This is a genomic window from Azospirillum sp. A1-3 (assembly GCF_023806445.1).
Classification (GTDB): domain Bacteria; phylum Pseudomonadota; class Alphaproteobacteria; order Azospirillales; family Azospirillaceae; genus Azospirillum.
Window position 1 is genome coordinate 531,738 of sequence record NZ_JAMSLU010000003.1, and the last position, 19,704, is coordinate 551,441.

Annotated in this window: 17 protein-coding genes and 1 riboswitch; of the genes, 9 read left to right on the forward strand and 8 right to left on the reverse strand. The window is 69.3% G+C overall.

The annotated features are described in order from the left end of the window. Positions 1-4: 4 nt before the first annotated feature. The 7 genes from M5E06_RS20200 to M5E06_RS20230 all read right to left on the reverse strand — a co-directional run bounded on the left by M5E06_RS20200 (position 5) and on the right by M5E06_RS20230 (position 9,022). Entirely contained in the window at positions 5-1,846 is a 1,842-nt protein-coding gene (locus M5E06_RS20200; protein WP_252139724.1) for a chloride channel protein, read from the reverse strand. Positions 1,847-1,907: 61 nt separating this feature from the next. Next, entirely contained in the window at positions 1,908-3,248 is a 1,341-nt protein-coding gene (locus M5E06_RS20205; RefSeq protein WP_252139725.1) for a hypothetical protein, read from the reverse strand. Between the two features lie 126 nt (positions 3,249-3,374). Beyond that, entirely contained in the window at positions 3,375-4,076 is a 702-nt protein-coding gene (locus M5E06_RS20210) for an ABC transporter ATP-binding protein (protein WP_252139726.1), read from the reverse strand. Further along, on the reverse strand, positions 4,073-5,806 hold the full coding sequence (locus M5E06_RS20215; RefSeq protein WP_252139727.1) for a branched-chain amino acid ABC transporter ATP-binding protein/permease: 1,734 nt from the start codon (positions 5,804-5,806) through the stop codon (positions 4,073-4,075). The genes M5E06_RS20210 and M5E06_RS20215 overlap by 4 nt, the downstream gene beginning before the upstream one ends. A gap of 67 nt (positions 5,807-5,873) precedes the next feature. Then, a complete protein-coding gene (locus tag M5E06_RS20220; RefSeq protein ID WP_109153077.1) occupies positions 5,874-6,746 on the reverse strand; it encodes a branched-chain amino acid ABC transporter permease in 873 nt (290 codons plus the stop codon). Positions 6,747-6,750: 4 nt separating this feature from the next. After that, positions 6,751-7,887 carry an ABC transporter substrate-binding protein gene (locus tag M5E06_RS20225; RefSeq protein WP_252139728.1) on the reverse strand — a complete coding sequence of 379 codons (1,137 nt, stop codon included), beginning with the start codon at positions 7,885-7,887 and terminating at the stop codon, positions 6,751-6,753. Between the two features lie 71 nt (positions 7,888-7,958). Then, positions 7,959-8,074, reverse strand: a riboswitch (TPP riboswitch). Between the two features lie 33 nt (positions 8,075-8,107). Next, positions 8,108-9,022 carry a DMT family transporter gene (locus M5E06_RS20230; RefSeq protein WP_252139729.1) on the reverse strand — a complete coding sequence of 305 codons (915 nt, stop codon included), beginning with the start codon at positions 9,020-9,022 and terminating at the stop codon, positions 8,108-8,110. A 252-nt stretch (positions 9,023-9,274) separates the two neighbouring features. Between M5E06_RS20230 and M5E06_RS20235 the strand changes: the two genes are divergently transcribed. Genes M5E06_RS20235 through deoA form a run of 6 tightly spaced genes read left to right on the forward strand, consistent with a single transcriptional unit; the run spans position 9,275 to position 14,833 of the window. Further along, positions 9,275-10,435 carry an ABC transporter permease gene (locus M5E06_RS20235; protein WP_252139730.1) on the forward strand — a complete coding sequence of 387 codons (1,161 nt, stop codon included), beginning with the start codon at positions 9,275-9,277 and terminating at the stop codon, positions 10,433-10,435. A 3-nt stretch (positions 10,436-10,438) separates the two neighbouring features. Next, positions 10,439-11,413 (forward strand): ABC transporter permease, encoded by a 975-nt coding sequence (locus M5E06_RS20240; RefSeq protein WP_252139731.1) that lies wholly within the window; start codon positions 10,439-10,441, stop codon positions 11,411-11,413. Positions 11,414-11,417: 4 nt separating this feature from the next. Then, the gene (gene cdd, locus M5E06_RS20245; RefSeq protein WP_252139732.1) at positions 11,418-11,837 is read left to right on the forward strand and encodes a cytidine deaminase; all 420 of its coding nucleotides are present in this window, start codon (positions 11,418-11,420) and stop codon (positions 11,835-11,837) included. A gap of 15 nt (positions 11,838-11,852) precedes the next feature. Continuing rightward, positions 11,853-12,686 carry a purine-nucleoside phosphorylase gene (locus M5E06_RS20250; protein WP_252139733.1) on the forward strand — a complete coding sequence of 278 codons (834 nt, stop codon included), beginning with the start codon at positions 11,853-11,855 and terminating at the stop codon, positions 12,684-12,686. Continuing rightward, positions 12,683-13,510, forward strand: a complete 828-nt coding sequence (gene deoC / locus M5E06_RS20255; RefSeq protein ID WP_252139734.1) for a deoxyribose-phosphate aldolase — start codon at positions 12,683-12,685, stop codon at positions 13,508-13,510. Before M5E06_RS20250 ends, deoC begins: the two co-directional genes overlap by 4 nt. Positions 13,511-13,513: 3 nt before the next feature. Continuing rightward, the gene (gene deoA / locus M5E06_RS20260; RefSeq protein ID WP_252139735.1) at positions 13,514-14,833 is read left to right on the forward strand and encodes a thymidine phosphorylase; all 1,320 of its coding nucleotides are present in this window, start codon (positions 13,514-13,516) and stop codon (positions 14,831-14,833) included. A 157-nt stretch (positions 14,834-14,990) separates the two neighbouring features. Here the strand turns inward: deoA and M5E06_RS20265 are convergent, their stop codons facing one another. Then, positions 14,991-16,169, reverse strand: a complete 1,179-nt coding sequence (locus M5E06_RS20265; protein ID WP_252139736.1) for a nicotinate phosphoribosyltransferase — start codon at positions 16,167-16,169, stop codon at positions 14,991-14,993. 405 nt (positions 16,170-16,574) lie between these two features. Between M5E06_RS20265 and M5E06_RS20270 the strand changes: the two genes are divergently transcribed. The 3 genes from M5E06_RS20270 (at position 16,575) to M5E06_RS20280 (ending at position 19,682) form a co-directional block, all read left to right on the forward strand. After that, positions 16,575-17,069, forward strand: a complete 495-nt coding sequence (locus M5E06_RS20270; RefSeq protein ID WP_252139737.1) for a flagellar basal body-associated FliL family protein — start codon at positions 16,575-16,577, stop codon at positions 17,067-17,069. A gap of 91 nt (positions 17,070-17,160) precedes the next feature. After that, positions 17,161-18,528 carry a glutathione-disulfide reductase gene (gene gor / locus M5E06_RS20275; protein ID WP_252139738.1) on the forward strand — a complete coding sequence of 456 codons (1,368 nt, stop codon included), beginning with the start codon at positions 17,161-17,163 and terminating at the stop codon, positions 18,526-18,528. 248 nt (positions 18,529-18,776) lie between these two features. Further along, positions 18,777-19,682: a manganese catalase family protein gene (locus M5E06_RS20280; protein ID WP_136703927.1), complete on the forward strand. Its 906-nt coding sequence runs from the start codon at positions 18,777-18,779 to the stop codon at positions 19,680-19,682. The last annotated feature ends 22 nt before the right edge of the window (positions 19,683-19,704 follow it).

A 19,704-nucleotide genomic window follows, 5' to 3' on the forward strand; every position in this document is an offset into this window, starting at 1 on the left:
TCCGTCAGTCGCGCCCCCAAAGCCCCCGCTCGCCCAAATCCTCGCCGCGCTGCCGTTCCAGCGCCTGGGAATAGCGGCGGAGCGCGAAGGATTCCGTCACATAGCCGATGATCCGCCGGTCGGTGGGAGAGGACAGCACCGGCAGGGCCTCCACCTCCTCGCTGCCGAACCGGTTCAGCACCGTGCGGGCGTCGTCGCCCGGCATCAGGACCGCGTCGGCCTTGCAGGCCAGCGATCCGGCCCGCGTCTCGGTCGCAGCCGCGTCCTGGTCCGGATCGTGAATCATCGACATGTCGATGATTCCGGCATACCGCCCCATCTCGTCCACCGCGAAGACCGCCTTGGTCGACCCCAGCGGGTAGAGGCGGCGCAGCGCCTCCACCGTCAGGGTGGCGGGCACCGTCTTGGCGTCGCGGCGCATCAGCCGGAAGGCCGTCAGTTCCGACAGCCAGCCGATGTCGTAGGCGCCGCGGATCGGCACGCCGCGCAGGTGGAAGCGCCAGGTGGCGAAGGAATAGCCGAAAGCCTGACGCACCACCGTGGTTGACAGCACCACCCCGATCAGCACGCCCGACGCCGCCCACAGATCCTGCGTCGTCTCCAGCACCAGCAGCACCATGGTGACCGGGGCGCCGACGATGCCGGCGGCGACCGATCCCATGCCGACCAGCAGCAGCAGGCCGCCGTCGACCCCGAGCCCTGGCAGGAAGGCGGCGGTCGTCTGCCCCAGCAGGCCGCCGAACAGCCCGCCGATGAACAGCGAGGCGCTGAACAGGCCACCGCGGAAGCCCGAGCCCAGCGACAGTGCCGATGCCAGGATCTTCGCCGCCAGCGTCACCCCCAGCGCTAGCACGCCGCCCGCCAGCTCCGGCGGAACAGCGCCGGGGCCACTGCCCATCACCGCCGGCACGGCAAGCGCCAACGCGCCCACCGTCAGCCCGCCGATGGCCGGCCGCATCCAGCGGGGGACCGGCAGGCGGTTGAATCCGCGCTCCGCGACCGTCACCGCCTGCATGGCGAGGATGCTGAGCCAGCCGGCCAGGAAGCCGACGACGCCGCAGGCGGCGTAATCCCAGCCGGCGATCTCCACCGGCCGGCCGAGCGCCAGCGATGCCTCGCCACCGGTCAGCAGGGCCGACACCGCCACCGCCATCGCCGCAGCCGCCCCGACCGGGGCCAGCACCGCCAGCGTATAGCCGCCGAGCACCAGTTCGAAGGCATAGAAGGCGCCGGCCAGCGGCGCGTGATAGGCCGCGGCGATGGCCGCCGCCGCCCCGCAGCCGACCATGGTGCGCAGATCGGCCCGGCGCAGCCGCAGCCGCTGCCCCAACGAGGAGGCCATCCCGGCACCGGCCTGGGTATAGGCCGCCTCCATGCCGACCGATGCGCCGGAAATGTTGGAAAGGGCGGTCGTCACCGTCAGCCGCAGGCTGTCGATCAGCGACATCTTGCCGCCGTAGAGCGCGTTCGCCTCCACCGCGTCGACGATGGCGTTGGGGCGCCAGCGCCGCACCAGCGTCGACAGGATCCCCAGCAGCAGCCCGCCCGCCACCGGCACGCCCAGCGTCCGCAGCAGGTCGGGCACGCCCTGCCCCAGCCGTTCGCCTTCCGGCAGGTCGAAGGCCAGCGCCTGCGCCAGCAGCACCGCTTCGTGCAGAAGCCCGACCGCCAGCCCGACCACCCCGCCGACCAGCGCGGCAAGCACCACCACAGCCAGCGCGCTGTTGCGTACGCTCCAGCGGTCGGACACGGTTGTGGCTGCGGACGCATCGAGCGTCGCATAGGGATCGTTGCCGGCGCGGGCGTTGTCGCCCACGCCGTCGATGGAGGCCGAGTTGTCAGGCATGATCACGCTGATTGGTAGCCCTTCCGTAAGGGGACAATGGGCCGGAAGGGCGTGAGTTCCGTCAGGGCTTGGCTTGCTGCGGTTTTGATTGCGGCTTTACCGTCGCCGGCGCGGGCGCCGTCGGAGCGGATGGGGCCGGTGCAGGGGATACTGAGGGAGATGCAGTGGGGGTCTGCGCCGGAGGTGCCGGCTGAACGGGTGCCGACTGAACCGGTGCCGCGTCGGTTGTGGTGGGCGCCGGCGCGGTTCCGGCGCGGCGCAGCACCTGGGCAAGGTTGTCGCGCACCTTGTCGGCCAGCCCGACGTCGGGTTCGCCAGCCTCATGGAAGATCACGGTGAACAACCGGCGCTGCGACAGCAGGAAATTCAACGTGACGTGCAGCTTTCCCTGCGGCATCGCGCAATCGACCGATCCCGTGCGCAGCCAGACCGCACCGGCCTGTTCGGACGGGTTCAGGCTGACCGTCGGCGTGCCTTCGCAGCGCTGCTTCATGGCGTCGGCGAAGCTGTCCGACAGCTCGTCGATCTTGGCGCCCTCGCCCACCGCGCGCTCGCGGATGCCGCCGACGATGGGCCCGAAGCGCCAAGCGACGTCGGCCGGGCGGCGATCCTGCGGGACCTTGTCCATCGGCACCAGTTCGGCGTCATGCACCCCGGCCGCCGTCAGCAGGCTGTCCAGCCCTTCCGGCAGGCGGTTCTTCTTCTCCGCCGGGCGGCCGGCGGCGACCTTGATCGGCGGGACGTTACCGCCCTTGTCGACGCAGGTCTTCAGGTCGCCCAGAACCTTCTTGGTGCCGTCCAGCTTGAAGGCGATGCGGTCCGAGGCCGACGACACCACCAGTTCGTTCCCGCCCATCAGGGCGTTGAACAGCTCCTCGTCCTTGCCGTTGGAGACCACCAGCATGTCCGGCTGGGAAGCGATGGCGACCCGTTCCCGCTTCAGCTTCTTGTCGACCTCGATGGTCACCGGCCATTCGCCGCCCTTCGGCAGGTCGGCACCGGGAATGCCGATGCCGATGTTGGTCTCCCCCTTCGGGCTGCGGGCGAACATCAGCACATGGCCGGAGGTGAATTCCCCCTCCGCCACGCAATAGGCGAAGCTGCCGTCCTTCTTCTTGGCGGCGCCGCCGTCCCAGCTCTCGATCAGTTCACCCGGCCCCTCCGGCTTCGGCGGAGCGGCGGCCTTGTCGCCGCCGGGAGTGCCGGCGGCAGGCGGACTGGCCGGCTTGGCACCCTGCTGCGGCGCGGCAGGAGTCAGGATTTCCTCTTCCGGCTCGGGCAGCCCGTAATAGGCGGCCGGCGGCATGTTCGGCTCGACCGGCACCAGATCCGCCACCGCCGGAGTCGACGCCACCCCCAGCAGGAGGAGCGCGGACAGCGGAACGGCAAGGCGGGCGGTCATCACGAGGTAATCCATAGATGGTTGTGGCGGCGAAGCTATCCGCGACCGCCCCCATCCGCAAGCCCAACCGCCCTTCCTGTTGCGGGAGGCTGACACCTGTTGCACGGGACACGCAGGGGGATGCTCCTACCCCCCGAAGAACGCACCCCGCAGCGCCTCTTCCGACAGCGACGCCACCGGCCCGTCGCCGACCACGCGGCCCAGCCGCAGCAGGACGGCGCGCGGCGCGACCGCCAGCGCGCGTGCCGCGCTCTGCTCGGCCAGCAGCACGGCGGTGCCCGCGGCGGCGATGCGGCCGACGGCGGAAAAGACCTCGTCGGCCAGCTTGGGCGACAGACCGAGCGACGGCTCGTCGAGCAGCAGCAGGCGCGGCCGGCCCATCAGCGCGCGGCCCAGGCTCAGCATCTGCTGCTGACCGCCCGACAGGCGCCAGGCGCTCTCGCCGCTCTTGATGGCGAGGTCGGGGAACAGGGTGAAGACGCGCTCGACATCGTGTGCGCGGTCGCGGGCGGCGGGCAGGCCGGCGACCTCCAGATTGTCGCGCACGCTCATGCCGGGGAAGACGCGCCGCCCCTCCGGCACATAGCCGATGCCGCGCCTCACCCGCGCCTCGGTCGCCAGCGGGCCGAGATCGGCGCCGTCGAACCGCAGCTCCCCCCGCGCCGGCACGAGGCCGAGCAGCGCCCTCAAAAGCGTCGACTTCCCCGCCCCGTTGGCGCCCAGCAACGCCACCGTCTCCCCGGCTGCGACGGTCAGCGATACGTCATCGAGCGCAGTGGCGCCGCCATAGCCGGCGGTCAGGTTGCGGATGGACAGCAGCGGGCTCATGCCGATCCCGCCCGGCCCAAATCCGCTCGGCCCAAATCCGCTCGGCCAAGGTAAGCCGTCGTCACCGCCGGGTCCCGGCGCACACCGCCGGCCGATCCGTCATAGATCACCCGCCCACGGTCGAGGCACAGCACATGCCCGGCCAGCGGCAGCAGGAATCCCATGTCGTGCTCCACCAACAGGATCGCCATCCCCTCCCCCGCCAAGTCGCGCAGCAAAACCGCCAATTCGGCCTTTTCGCCGTCGGTCAGTCCAGCGGCGGGCTCGTCCAGCAGCAGGACCGCCGGGCGGCGGACCAGGGCGCGGGCCAGTTCCACCCGCCGCCGCAGCGCCGCCGGCAACCCGTCGCAGGATTGCCCGGCAAGCTCGCCGACGCCCAGCCGGTCGAGCGCCCAGCGCGCATGCGCCTCCGCCGTCGCGGCGTCCGGATCGAAGGCGAGCCGAGCCGCGGCCACCGCCTCCAGCACGCCGGCACCACTGGGCAGCGCCGCCGCCTGGAAGCTGCGGGCCAGCCCGGCACGGGCCAGCCGGTCGGCGCGGGCGCGGGTGACGTCCTGCCCGCCGAGGCGCACCCGTCCGGCATCCGGCCGCTCCAGCCCGGACAACAGGTTGATGACCGTGGATTTGCCCGACCCGTTCGGTCCGATCAGCCCGGTGATGGTGCCCGGCCGCAGATCCAGCGACACACGGTCCACCGCCCGCACACCGCCGAAGGATTTCCGCAAGCCCTCGACCGCCAGCCCCTCCGGCCGGACGGGTGGCAACGGCGGCTCCTTCGCCTCCGCCAGCGCACGGCGCTCGCCGCCGGTCAGGCGGGCCGTGAGGCGGTGGAGGAGCCCAGTCAGCCCGTCCGGCGCCAGTACGACGGTCAGCAGCAGGGCGGCGCCGTAGATGACCAGATAGCCGCGCTCCAGGAAGCGGAACCATTCCGGCAGATGCAGCAGCAGCACGGCGCCCAGCACCGCCCCGGCCATCCGTCCCCGACCGCCGACGATGGCGATCGTCAGGATGGAGACCATGACCGGGAACTCCAACACCTCCGGCGAGACGACGCGCTGGGTATGGACGGCCAGCGCTCCGGCGGCCCCGGCGAAAACCGCGCTGATGCCGAAGGCCACCAGCCGCAGCCGGCCGACATCCAGCCCCAGCGTCCCCGCCGCCAGCGGATCGTCGCGCAGCATGGTCAGCGACCAGCCAAGCCGCCCGCGCGCCAACCGCCAGCCGATCAGCCCACCGAGCGCCACCAGCCCCCAGACCAGCCCGGCCATCGGCAGCCCTCTCGGCACCGCCCAGCCGAACAGCACCACCGCCGGCACCCCGGCGAGCCCGTTGGAGCCGCCGGTCAGCTCCGGCAGATTCACCGCCAGCAGATGGAGCACCTGCGCGATCCCCAGCGTCGCCAGGGCGAAGTAATGCGATTCAAGCCGCAGCACCGCCAGCCCGACCGGCAGCGCCAGCAGCAGCGGAACCAGCATCGACAGCGGAAAGGTCGCCTCGAAGCCGAGGCCGTAGCGGCTGCCGAGGATGCCGGTCACATAGGCGCCGACGCCAAAGAAGGCGCCTTGCGCCAGCGACAGCGCACCACCTAGGCCGAAAACGATCTGAAAGCCGAAGGTCGCCAGCGCATACACCCCGGCAACGGTCAGAACGCGCAGGCCATAGGGCGAGGCAAAGGCCAGCGCATAGACCAACAAGGTGAGAGCGCCAGCGGCCAGAATGCCCCACTCCACCCCGACCCTGCCCCCTCTCCCCCCCGGGGAGAGGGTTGGGGTGAGGGGGACGCGCTGCGCGGATCGCTCAACCACGACGCTTCACCGCTTCGCCGAACAGCCCTTGTGGCCGCAGCACCAGAATCGCCAGCAGCGTCAGGTACAAGGCCCCCAGCGCCACCGGGTAGGACAGCACCGACGACACCCCGACCTCGAACAGCGCGATCAGCAAAGCCCCCACCACCGCGCCCGGCACGGAGCCCCAACCGCCCACCGTCACCGCGATGTAAGCCTTCAAAATTAGGTCCCCGCCCGATGTCGGCGTGACGAAATAGCGGTTGGCCAGCAGCAGCCCGGCCGCCCCGGCGCAGGCGGCGCCGATGGCGAAGGTCACCAGGATCATCGCGGTGACCGGCACGCCGCAGGCGCGCGCCATCTCCGGATCCTGCGCCGTCGCGCGCAGCCGGCGGCCGAGTTGCGTACGCGCGAAGATCCATTGCTGCGCCCCGATCAGCAGGGCCGCCACCGCGACGATGGCGAGCGACTGCTCCGGCACCGCCAGCCCGGCGATGTGCAGGGTTTCGTCGCCGAACAGCGGCGGCGCGGCGCGCGGCTCCGGTCCAAAGAGGATGGCGGCACCATTCTGCAGGATGATGCCGACCGCGATGGTGCTGATGAAGACCGAGACCGGCGGCCGGCGCCGCAGCGGCAGATAGGCCGCCAGTGCCAGCAGCAGACCCAGCGCCGCCATCAGCACCAGCACCACCGGCAGCAGGACGATGCCCGGCAACGGGATCAGCGGCGCCAGCGCCACCGCCAGAAGCCCGCCGGCCATCACGAGGTCGCCCTGCGCGAAATTCACCGCCGAGGTGGCGTTCAGCACCAGCACGAAGCCCAGCGCCACCAGGGCATAGGCCGCCCCCAGCGCCACCCCATTGACCAGCAGTTGAAACGCCGCCATCCGCTCACTTCGCCGCGAGCGTCGGGTCGTCGTACCGCTTCACCAGCTTCGGCACGCGGCTGGTCCCATCATAGCAGACGATGACGGCGGAATGGGCCATGTTGCCCTTGCCATCCGACTTGTAGGTCATGGCGAGACCCTTGAACGTCTCCGCCGACAGCGCCTTGCGGATCGCGTCCGGCGTGCGGGCGCCGGCCTTCACCGCCTCCAGCACCATCGTCATCCCATCATATTGGCCGAGCGCGAAGGCGTCCGGGTCCTTGCCGAAAGCGGTCCGGTAAGCGTCGGTGAAGGCCTTGACCTCCGGCGTGTCGCCGGAAATGGGCGAGGCCGCGGTCTCGGCACAGACGCCCTTCAGCTCCGCCGGTTCCAGTAGGGCCGCGGTGCTCGGCTGATGCATGGCGGAGCCGGCGACGATCGGCAGGGTCACCCCACTGGACGCCGCCTGCCGCAGCAGCAGCGCGGTCGGGCCGGAATGCAGGTGCAGCACCAGCACGTCCGGCTTGGCGGCCAGCGCCTTGGTCAGCACCGGCAGCAGGTCCTTGGCCGCCGGGTCCACCCCTTCCTCGAACACCGGGGTCACGCCCAGCGCCTTGAAGGCGGCGTCGAGATGGGTCTTGCCGCTCTGCCCATAGGCGGTGGTCTGATAGATGATCGCCGGCTGCCGCTTGCCCAATTCCTCCACCACATAGCGGGCGTGGGCGGACTTGGTCACGGCGTCGCCGGGGAAGAAGCGGAAGACCCAGGGGTTGCCCTGCTCGGTGATCGAGGCGGTGCCCGACACGGTGACCAGCGGCAGTTTCAGCTCCTGCGCCAGCGGCAGCATCGCCAGCATCTGGGTGCCGAGCATGCTGGCGGCGACCGCTCCGACGGTTCCGCTGCCGGCCGCCCGCTCCAGCGCCGTCACCGCCGCCTCGGGCGAGGTGCCGGTGTCGACGACCTCCGACGCGATGGCGACGCCGGCCGGCGTCTGCTTCAGCGCCAGGACGGCACCGTTGCGCTGGCTGGTGCCCTCCAGCGACAGGAAGCCGGTCAGCGGAACCAGCACCGGAAAGGACAGCGTATCGTCGGCCCGCGCCGCCGGAGACAGGCAGGACGTGGCCGCCAGCAGGCCGATCAGAAGGGGAAGCGCGCGCCGCATGACCGAAAACTCCTCAACTCGCGCCGGCAACCGGAGCGACGCGGAGGGGACGGGGCGTTTGCGGCTGATCCGTCGGGTTCCGGTCGGCTCCCTTCGCCGGCATGACCCGGATCAGGTTCGATGGGTGTTGTCTCAGCCCCCGCATCCGCCGATCCGGCGAAAGGCAGAGGCACCCCAGCCGTGAACAGGCGGCGAGAGTGTCGCCGCCGGCCCCGTCCTGTCAAGAACCCAGCCGGCGACGCGCCACCAGGGTTTCACGATGCAGGATGTAGAGCCCGCTGCCGATGATGACCATGGCGCCGGCGATCACCGGCACGGTCGGCAGGTCGCCGAACACCAGCCAGCCGAACAGGCTGGCCCAGACCATGCCGGTATATTCGAAGGGCGCCACCACCGCCGGCGGCGCGCGGCGGAAGGCCTGGGTCAGCAGCACCTGCGCGCCGGCGCCGATCGCGCCGACCAGCGCCATCAGCCCCAGTGCGAAGGCGGTCGGCGCCGTCCACACCGGCACCGTCAGCGCGCCGCTGACCACCGTCGTCGTCAGCAGCAGATAGAGCACGATGGACGCGCTGGTCTCCGTCCGCGACAGGCCGCGTACGGCCACCGCCGCCAATGCATAGAACAGCGCGGCGCAAAGCCCGACCAGCACCGGCACCAGCGGCGCCCCGGCCGAGGGCTGCGCCATCACCACCACGCCGCCGAATCCGACCACCACCGCCGCCCAGCGCCGCCAGCCCACGGGTTCCCCCAACAGCGGCGCGGACAGCGCGGTGATGAACAGCGGCCCGGCGAAGCTCAGCACATAGACGTCGGCCAGCGGCAGTTCGCGGAACGCATAGAAGAAGCATCCCATCGAGATCAGCCCGGCGAAGGCCCGCCAGACATGCCCCCAGGGCCGCCGCGTCCGCATCGCCGCGATTCCGCCGCCGCGCCACAGCGTGTAACCGCCCACCAGCAGGAAGGCGACCAGCGACCGCACGAACATCAGCTGCGGCACCGGGTAATCGGCGGTCAGGAACTTGATGAGCGTGTCCATCGCCGCGAACAGCAGGATCGCACCCAGGAAGCAGCCGACGGCATAGGGAACCGAATCGGCCTCGACTGGCAGCAGGTCGGCGGTCTCGGCGTCGGTCATCGGATTGGTTCGGAACGGCAATGGCGGAGGTTGCCCACATTATGGGCAAACGCTTCTGCGTCCCAATGCCGCAACCGCAGGTCTGATAGGCGTGGATTTGGTTAAGCGTCGGCTGAGGACGGGGCACTGCCAAGTTTTTTTGTAATCCTTCTAACCCACGGCACCTACAGCGATTCCGGCGCGATGAAATGCTTGGTCGGCAGAGCATTGGCGGTTAAGAATCCGCGGCAAGGGGCAATCCAGGAGACGCCGGTGCTGCTGAGCGGATCGGGGAAAGGCCAGCCGGGCGCAGTGCCGGGCTGGGTCGGGTATGCGCTGCTGCCGGTTCTCAACCTCGTCGCGGCCTTCGTGCTGTCGGGGCTGGTGATCCTGGTGATCGGCGAGAATCCGGTCTACGTGCTGTCGCTGCTGCTGTCGGAGGCTCTGGGCTACCCGGAGGCCATCGGCTACACCCTTTATTACACCACCGACTACATCTTCACCGGGCTGGCGGTCGCCATCGCCTTCCATTGCGGGCTGTTCAACATCGGCGGCGAGGGGCAGGCCTATCTCGGCGGCCTCGGCGCCGGGCTGGTGGCGCTGGCGCTGACCGGCTGGCCCTGGCCGGTGGTGGCCCTGCTGGCGGTGCTGGCCTCGGCCCTGTTCGGCGCCGCCTGGGCCTTCATCCCGGCCTGGCTGCAGGCCAAACGCGGCAGCCACATCGTCATCACGACGATCATGTTCAACTTCATCGCCGCGTCGATCATGACCTGGCTGCTGGTGGACGTGCTGATCCGCCCCGGCAGCCAGTCACCGGAAACCCGCGAGTTCGATCCCGGTGTCTGGCTGCCGTCGATGGACCGCGCGCTGGGCTGGTTCGGCCTCACCATCCCGGCCTCGCCGCTGAACCTGTCCTTCCTGTGGGCGCTGGCCTGCTGCCTGCTGTTCCACATCTTCCTGCGCCGCACCCGCTGGGGCTACGAGCTGCGCACGGTGGGCCGGAACGAGCGGGCGGCGGTCTATGCCGGCATCTCGCCGTCGCGGAACATCATCATCGCCATGCTGATCTCCGGTGCGCTGGCCGGCTTCGTCGGGGTCAACGAGATCCTGGGCGTACAGCACCGGGTGATCCTGAACTTCACCGGCGGCGTCGGCTTCGTCGGCATCGCCGTGGCGCTGATGGGGCGCAACCACCCGGTCGGGATCATTCTGGCGGCATTGCTGTTCGGGGTTCTGGCGCAGGGCGGCGGCCAGCTGTCCTTCGACTATCCCACGATCAACCGCGAGTTGGTGATGGTCATCCAGGGTTTGGTCATCCTGTTCGCCGGCGCGATGGAGAACCTGTTCAAGCCACAGGTGGAGGCGCTGTTCCGCCGCCGCAGCACCACCACCGCCGCCGCCGCCGCAGATATCGCCACTGGGGGAAGGGGCTGAGCGATGGAGGACGCGCTTCTTCTGGCGCTGCAGCTGCTGAGCGCCACCATCCGGGTGGCGACGCCGCTGGTGCTGGCCGCCTTCGCCGGCATGTATTGCGAGCGGTCGGGCGTGGTCGACATCGGGCTGGAAGGCAAGATGCTGGCCGGCGCCTTCTTCTCCGCCGCCGTCGCGTCGACGACGCTGAACCCCTGGCTGGGGCTGCTGGCCGGCATCGCCGCCGGGGTGGCGCTGGCGCTGGTCCATGGCTTCGCCTGCATCACTCACAACGGCAATCAGGTGGTGTCGGGCATGGCGATCAACATCCTGGTCGCCGGGCTGGCGCCGACGCTGGCCTACGCCTGGTTCCAGCAGGGCGGCCAGACCCCGCTTCTGCCCAATCAGGCGCGCATTCCCGCGGTGGAGTTGCCGGGGGTCGACGGGCTGGCCGGCGTGCCGGTTCTGGGGCTGGTCTACCGCGAATTGCTGAACGGCAACAACGTGCTGATCTGGGTGACGCTGGTCGTGGTGATCGCCACCCAATGGGTGCTCTACCGCTCGCGCTTCGGTCTGCGGCTGCGGGCGGTGGGCGAGAATCCGGCGGCGGTCGACACCGCCGGCTTGTCGGTGACGAAGCTGCGCTATCAGGCGCTGCTGGTGACCGGCGCGCTGACGGGGATGGCCGGCTCCTATCTCTCCACCGGCCACGGCGCCGGCTTCGTCCGCGACATGACCGCCGGCAAGGGCTATCTGGCGCTGGCGGCGCTGATCTTCGGCAAGTGGCGGCCGGGGCCGACCCTGTTCGCCTGCCTGCTGTTCGCCTTCACCGACGCGGTGCAGGTGCGCCTGCAGGGGGTCGAACTGCCGGGCATCGGCGTGATCCCGGTGCAGTTCATCCAGATGCTGCCCTATGTGCTGACCGTCCTGCTGCTGGCCGGCTTCGTCGGCAAGGCCGTCGCCCCGAAGGCGAGCGGCATCCCCTATGTCAAGGAGCGCTGACGCCATGACCGACTCGGCAGAGCTGTCCCAACTGATCGAAGCCGCCCGTGCCGCGCGCGAGAACGCCCACGCCCCCTATTCCAAATTCAAGGTGGGTGCGGCGATCCTCGGCGAATCGGGGCGCATCTTCGCCGGCTGCAATGTGGAGAATGCCGCCTACCCGCAGGGCCAGTGCGCCGAATCGAGCGCCATCGGCGCCATGGTCACTGCTGGTGACCGCCGCATCCGCGCCATCGTCGTCATGGGCGGCGAGGCGGGGGCGGAGGAAATCTGCACACCCTGCGGCGGTTGCCGCCAGCGCATCCGCGAATTCGCCACGCCCGAAACCCCGATCCACATCTGCGACCCAGCCGGTCTGCGGCGGACCTTTTCGCTGGAGATCCTGTTGCCCGAATCGTTTGGCCCCACCAATTTAGCCTTCTGAGCGGAGTTTCCCGACATGACGGCAGCCCGCGCCGCCGCGGACATCCTTCACCGTGCCTCCGGCCACCGGCCGCGGGTCGGCATCGTGCTGGGTTCCGGCCTGGGCGGCATCGCCGACCGCATCGCTGACGCGGTCGTCATCCCCTACGGCGAGATCGCCGGCTTCCCGGTCCCCAGCGTGTCCGGCCATGCCGGGCGGCTGGTCGTTGGGCAGCTCGGCGGGGTCGAGGTCGCCTGCATGCAGGGCCGCGTCCATGCCTATGAAGGCAACGGCTTCGATGCGCTGAAAACCGCCGTGCGGGCGCTGAAGCTGGCCGGCTGCGACACGCTGGTGCTGACCGCCGCCGTCGGCTCGCTCCGGCTGGAGGTGGGGCCGGGCCGGCTGATGGTGATCAGCGACCATCTGAACCTGCTGGGTTCCAACCCCCTGACCGGCCCGAACGACGAGGCCTTCGGCGAGCGCTTCCCCAGCATGACCGACGCCTGGGATCCGGCTCTGCGCAGCCTCTTGAAGGACGTCGCCGCCGGCCTGTCCATCAATCTGGCGGAGGGCATCTATGCCGCCTATCCCGGCCCGTCCTTCGAGACGCCGGCCGAGGTGCGGATGATGAAGCTGCTCGGTGCCGACGCGGTCGGCATGTCCACCGTTCCGGAATGCATCATCGCCCGCCATTGCGGCCTGCGGGTCGTCGGCTGCGCCGTCGTCACCAACCTGGGAGTCGGGCTCGGCGACGGGCCGGTCGACCACCACCAGACCCTGACCGCCGCGTCGGCGGCAGCCGCCGACCTGGAGCGCCTGTTGGTCGGTTTTCTCGAACGCCTGCATGAGAAGGACGGGTCCCGGTCATGAAACTGTCTGCCGACCTGCAAAGCGCGCTCGACGCCAGCGCCAACGCCCCGTCCGACGCCGATCTGGCGCGCCGTGCCGTGGGCATGCTCGACCTCACCAGCCTGAACGGCGACGACAGCGACCGGGTGGTGCAGGATCTCTGCGCCCGCGCCGTCACGCCCGCCGGACCGGTCGCCGCCGTCTGCGTCTGGGCGCGCTTCGTGCCCACCGCCCGCAAGGCGCTGGAGGGAACCCCGGTGAAGGTCGCCACCGTGGTGAATTTCCCGACCGGCGAGGCCGACGCCTCCTCGGTGGCGGCGGAGACCCGGCGGGCCATCGCCGACGGGGCCGACGAGATCGACGTCGTGCTGCCCTACAAGGCCTTCATCGATGGCGCCCGCACCCAGCCGATGAATGTGGTGAAGGCCTGCCGCGAGGCTTGTGGCGACAAGGCCCTGATGAAGGTGATCCTGGAATCGGGTGCCTTCCCCGATGCCGACCTGCTGGCCTGGGCAGCGCGCGACGCCATCGCTGCCGGGGCAGATTTCCTGAAGACCTCCACCGGCAAGACGCAGCCGGCCGCGACCCTGCCGGCGGCGGCGGTGATGCTGGACTGCATCTATGAATCCGGCAAGCCTGTCGGCTTCAAGGCGTCCGGCGGCATCCGCGACGCGGCGGAGGCGGCGCGCTATCTGGCGCTGGCCGACCATATCCTGGGGGAAGGCTGGGCGACGCCGCAGACCTTCCGCTTCGGCGCGTCCAGCCTGCTCGACTCGCTGCTGGTGGCGGCCGGACATGGAGAACGGGAAGGCGAACGCGAACCGGCCCCGGCGGGAGGGTACTGAGGCATGCTTCCGCAGGAGATCGTCCGCGCCAAGCGCGATGGCCAGCTGCTCGACGCCGCCACCATCCAAGATTTCGTGCGCGGCATCACCGACGGCAGCGTGTCGGAGGCCCAGGCGGCGGCCTTCGCCATGGCCGTCTTCTTCCGCGGCATGAGCCTGGACGAACGGGTGGCGTTGACCCGCGCCATGCGCGATTCGGGCACGGTGATGGAATGGCGGTCGCTGGACCTGCCCGGCCCGGTGATCGACAAGCATTCCACCGGCGGTGTCGGCGACAAGGTCAGCCTGATCCTGGCGCCGATGCTGGCGGCCTGCGGCGGCTTCGTGCCGATGGTGTCCGGACGCGGGCTCGGCCACACCGGCGGCACGCTCGACAAGTTCGAGAGCATCCCCGGCTATCGCGCCAAGCCCGACAACGATTTGCTGCGCCGGGTGGTGAAGCAGGTCGGCTGCGCGGTGATCGGCGCCACCGACGACATCGCCCCGGCCGACAAGCGGCTCTACGCCATCCGCGACGTGACGGCGACGGTCGAATCGCTCGACCTCATCACCGCGTCGATCCTGTCGAAGAAGCTCGCCGCCGGGCTGGACGCGCTGGTCATGGACGTCAAGTTCGGCAGCGGCGCCTTCATGCAGCGGTTCGAGGATGCCGAGGCGCTGGCCGAGAGCATCGTCACCGTGTCGAAGGGCGCCGGCCTGCCGGCGGTGGCCCTGCTGACCGACATGAACGAGGTGCTGGGCCGCAGCGCCGGCAATGCGTTGGAGATGCGGGAATGCCTCGCCATCCTGCGTGGCGAGCCGGCCGAACCGCGGCTCTACGAGGTTACGGCGGCACTGGCGGCGGAGCTGCTGGCGTTGAGCGGGCTGGCGCCGGACGTTGCGGCCGGGCGCGCCATGGCCGACCGCTCCGTCGCCAGCGGCGAAGCGGCGGAGCGTTTCGCCCGCATGGTCGAAGCGCTAGGCGGGCCAGGCGACCTGCTGGAGCAACCCGACCGTTATCTGGAACGCGCGCCCATCGTCCGCCCGGTCTTCGCCGAGCAGGCCGGTTTCGTCGGCGCCATCGACACCCGCGGTGTCGGCATGGCGGTGGTGGCGCTGGGCGGCGGCCGGACCAAGACGACCGACACCATCGACTTCGCCGTCGGCTTCGACGAGATCGCCGGGCTGGGCGACCCCGTGGGGCCGGGTGAACGCCCGCTGGCGATCCTGCACGCCCGGACGGAGGCTCAGGCGGACGAGGCGGAACGGCGCCTGCGCGCGTCGGTCACGGTGGGCGATACGGCACCGGCGCGCGGGCCGCTGATCACGAAACGCTTGGGGTGAAGTGCGCTTAACCCCTTCTCCCCCCTGGGGAGAAGGTCGGGATGAGGGGGTTCGGCGTAGCCGAAGAGAGCCACGAAGCGCATCCCCCTCACCCTAACCCTCTCCCCGGGGGGGAGAGGGGATCCGGGGCGGGAGAGGGAAAGCTCCCAGTCGCGACCTACCGCCGGAACAGGAACTCGCGGCCGACCTTCACGCGGCGTTCGCCGTCATACTCGATGATGTCGGCGGTCGCGTAGGTCTCGGTCCAGCGTTCGGGCAGGTAGCTGCCGGTGCCGATCACGTCCACCGGGGCGTTGGCTTCCGCCATCAGCCGGCACTTGGCCGGGCCGAAACCGCTGCTGGCGACGATCTTCACCGCCGGGAAGCCGGCCTCGTCCAGCCGTTCGCGCACATAGTGGATCGCGGCGGCCGAAACGCCGGTGCCGATCAGGTAGCGCAGCTGCGTCTCGTCGCGATAGCCGCGGATGGCATGCGGCGCATGGCGCTCCAGCACGGCGTAGGAGCCTGGCGGGTCCAGCCCCTCGACGAAACGGCCGCCGGGGGTGTCGAGCCGCAGCGACAGCTTGCCTTGCGCGGCCAACTGCGGGAAGCGGCGGCAGACCTCAAGCCCGTCGGTGATCTCGCGGCCGAAATAATCGACCAGCACGGTCAGGGCCAGGTCGGGGAAGGTCTCGTGGAACATCTCCGCCGCGCGCACGGTCGATCCGGCATAGCCGATCAGGGCGTGCGGCATGGTGCCCATGCCGCGCTCCTGCCCGAAATAGGAAGCGGTGGCGTCGGTGGCGTTGCCGACGAAGCCCTTGGCGCCGACCTTGCGCTTGGCCCGGTCGGACCCGACGGAGGCGGCATAGGCCATCATTTCCGCCATCTCCGTCCCGGCGCAGTGGCGGGCGTCCATGGCGAGGAAGGCGACCTTCGGCAGGTCGGCGCACATGGTGAAGGCGTTGTAGGCGGCGACGCTGGCCGGACCCAGCTTCTGCAGCAGGATCGTCTCGCAATCGACCAGATGGTAGAAGGAGCCGGTGATGTACATGATCGGCTCGCCGGCGCCGACCCATTTGCCCTCGGGGTAGTTCAGCTCGATCTGGAAGCTGGTGTTGCGTTCCCGCGCCACCGACTCCAGCCATTCCACCGCAAGGCGCGGGGCGCAGACCACCGGACGCCGCATGAAGATCGCATAGGTGACGGTCTTGTCGCCGAACTTGCCGACCGCCTCCTTGGTGCGGCGGAAATAGGTGTCCGTCCAGTCGGGCACCGCCGCGGAGGACGGATGGAGGGCCGTCGGCCGTCCATCGACTGACCGGCTGCCAACTGATCGGTTATCGGTGTCGCTCATACCCGTCACCCTCGCCTTCCGCCCCTGTCTATGCCCGTGTCCGCGCCTGTGTCTGCGCATGGCTTTGCAGTGCTTCGTTATGGATGGTCCGGCCACCGGACAGGGCAGCCGGCCGGTTGTGTTGGAATCCCAGCATTATACGCCCCGGTCGGTCGGGGGAAGAGGCTTCCCACCCTATCAACCCGCGGCGGATGGCTGCGTTGCGTTTTTCGGCGGGGATTCAGCGGCCGGTCTCCGGGAAAAATCTCAAATGCTTTCGAAAACTGCCCTGCAATCCCACAGTCAATCCCCGTCGATCTGCCGGCAATCAAAGAAAAACCAGATAAAATACCTTTATTTGACCTACCACTTCCGCGCTTTTAGAGTTTTCGAACCGGTTCGGCGGCAGCAACTCAGCAGGGCGGAATGACCAAGGCATCAGTCTCTGCCGAAGCCGGCCAAGGCAGCCTGCCCTCCTTCGATGGAACCGGAAACCGGATCGTCCTGACATTGCTGGGGCTGATGCTGGCTTTCGCCGGCGCCGGGATCGGCAGTGCGCTGCTTCTGCGCCCGGCCCCCGCCCAGGGCGCCTATTCCCCTGCCCGCGTCGAGGCGGCACCGGCCGTCTATGCCGCCCTGCCCACCCTGACCGTCACGCTCAACGACGGCCGCCGGCTGCAGGAGCTGCGGCTGCGCGCCGTCTTGGAGTTCGACCCGTCGACTCCGATGGAAACGGTCACGCCGCATCTGCCGCGCATCGCCGACGCCATCGAACGGCGCCTGCTGGAGGTCGACCCCGCCGAACTGCGTGGGGCGGAGGGGCAGGTCTATGTCAAGGACGCGTTGCGCTACGTCGCCAACAAGACCATGCGTCCGCTGAAGCTTCGGCAAGTGCTGATCCAGGACATGCTGCTGCGCTGAGGGCGCGCTTCCCAACGCCTACCCCGACCCCATATCCTGCCCGACCACATTCGTTCGTGGATTAAAGGTCCAGTTGCGGAAGGAGACGGCCGTGGCCGAGTTCGATTTCGACCTCTTCACCATCGGGGCGGGGTCCGGGGGCGTCGCCGCCAGCCGGCGCGCGGCGTCCTACGGCGCCAAGGTGGCGATCTGCGAGGGCAGCCGCGTCGGCGGCACCTGCGTGATCCGCGGCTGCGTGCCGAAGAAGCTGCTGGTCTACGCCGCCCAGTTCCGCGACGGCTTCGAGGATTCCTGCGGCTATGGCTGGAACTCGCACACGCCGACCTTCGACTGGGAAACGCTGATCGCGCGCAAGGACCGCGAGATCGACCGGCTGAACGGCATCTACATCACTATGCTGAAGAACTCCGGCGTCACCCTGTATGAAGGGTTCGGCCGGATCATCGACCCCCACACGGTCGAGGTCGACGGCAAGCGCTACACCGCCCGCAACATCCTGATCGCCACCGGCGGCTGGCCGACCCTGCCGCAGGTGGAAGGGATGGAACATGCTGCGACCTCCAACGAGGCGCTGCATCTGGAAACGCTTCCCCACTCCGTCCTGATCATCGGCGGCGGCTACATCGCCGTGGAGTTCGCCAGCATCTTCCGCGGGCTGGGCGCCGAAGTGACGCTGATGATCCGCGGCGACGACCTGCTGAACGGCTTCGACGACGACATCCGCATCGCCCTGGCGCAGGAAATGCGCAAGCGCGGCATCAACATCATCTCGCGCTGCAAGCCGGCGAAGCTTGAAAAGGGTCCCGGCGGCTATACCCTGACCGACCATATGGGCCGCGAGCATTCCGCCGGTCTGGTGATGGCCGCCACCGGCCGCCGTCCGAACACCAAGAATCTCGGCCTGGAAGAGGTCGGCATCACCCTGAACGAGGCCGGCGCGATCCCGGTCGACGAGTGGTCGCGGACCTCGGTCGACAGCATCTATGCCATCGGCGACGTCACCGACCGCATGGCGCTGACCCCGATCGCCATCGCCGAGGGCCGGGCGCTGGCCGAAACGCTGTACAACGACAACCCGATGCACATCGGCTACGACAACGTGCCGACCGCGGTGTTCTCGCTGCCGCCGCTGGGCACCGTTGGCCTGACCGAGATGCAGGCCCGCGCCAAATACCCGCAGATCGACATCTACAAGGCCGGCTTCCGCCCGATGAAGCACACTCTGTCGGGCCGCGACGAGCGGGTGCTGATGAAGCTGGTGGTGGACGGCGAAAGCCAACGCGTGCTGGGCTGCCACATGATGGGCATGGATGCGCCGGAGATGATGCAGCCGATGGCCATCGCCATGAACTGTGGCGCCACCAAGCGCGACTTCGACCGCACCATCGCGCTGCACCCCTCCACATCGGAAGAATTCGTGCTGATGCGCGAGAAGGCGGAGCCGGAAAAGAAGATCTGACCCTCTCAGGGATCGGGTCGGCAGCAATAGCAAGGTTGGCGGCACGGGGGGACCATCCCTTCGTGCCGCCATTTTCATAAGAAGCCGTCCTCGGCATGCCTCAAGCGATATAGCACGCCAAGACAGGGATTTTTCTTGGAACGCTTCTAAAGCCTCCTGGGTTGAGGGCATGGAGCGGCCCGGTGCCGGTCGCTCCGATCCTCGGCCCCCCGCCAAACGGGCCATCAGACGCAGGAGGAGTCCCTCGCATGTTCATGCATAACAAAAAGCTCATGTACACGGTCCGCGTGTCGGAGCCGAACCCGGTGCTCGCCAGCCTCATGCTTGAGCAGTTCGGCGGGCCGCAGGGCGAGCTTGCCGCGGCCATGCGCTACTTCACCCAGGGTCTGGCCGACGAGGATCCGGGCCGCAAGGACATGCTGATCGACATCGCGACCGAGGAGTTGAGCCACCTGGAGGTTATCGGCTCCATCGTCGCCATGCTGACCAAGGGCGCCAAGGGCAAGCTGGCCGAAGGTGCGGAGGCGACCGCTGACCTGTACGCCAACATCACCCAGGGCAACGGCAGCCACACCCTGTCGCTGCTGTATGGCGGCGGGCCGGCCCTGGTGAATTCGGCCGGGCAGCTGTGGACCGGCGGCTATATCGACAGCATCGGCGAGCCGACGGCCGATCTGCGCTCCAACGTCGCGGCGGAAGCGCGCGCCAAGATCATTTACGAGCGCCTGATCAACGTCACCGACGATCCGGGCGTGAAGGATGCGCTGGGCTTCCTGATGACCCGCGAGATCGCCCACCAGAAGAGCTTCGAGAAGGCGCTCTACGCCATCGACAACAACTTCCCGCCGGGCAAGCTGCCGGGCAAGCCCGAATACACCGACAAGTATTACAACATGAGCCAGGGCGAAGGCGACATGCGCGGCCCCTGGAACCAGGGCGCCCAATGGGAGTTCGTCGACGTCAAGATGGGCGACGCCCCGGTCAATGGCGGCGACGGCAACCCGACGGTCAAGCTCGCCGCGTCGGAACTGGCCGCGGTCAATGCCGTGGCCGCCCGCACCATGTCGAAGCCGGACTCCGATCCGACCACCGGCGCCGACCTGGGCGCCGGCCCGGGCGCCGGCAAGACCAAGACGACCACCGGCGGGCGTTAAGCTCCACGGGCATCGCCGTCCC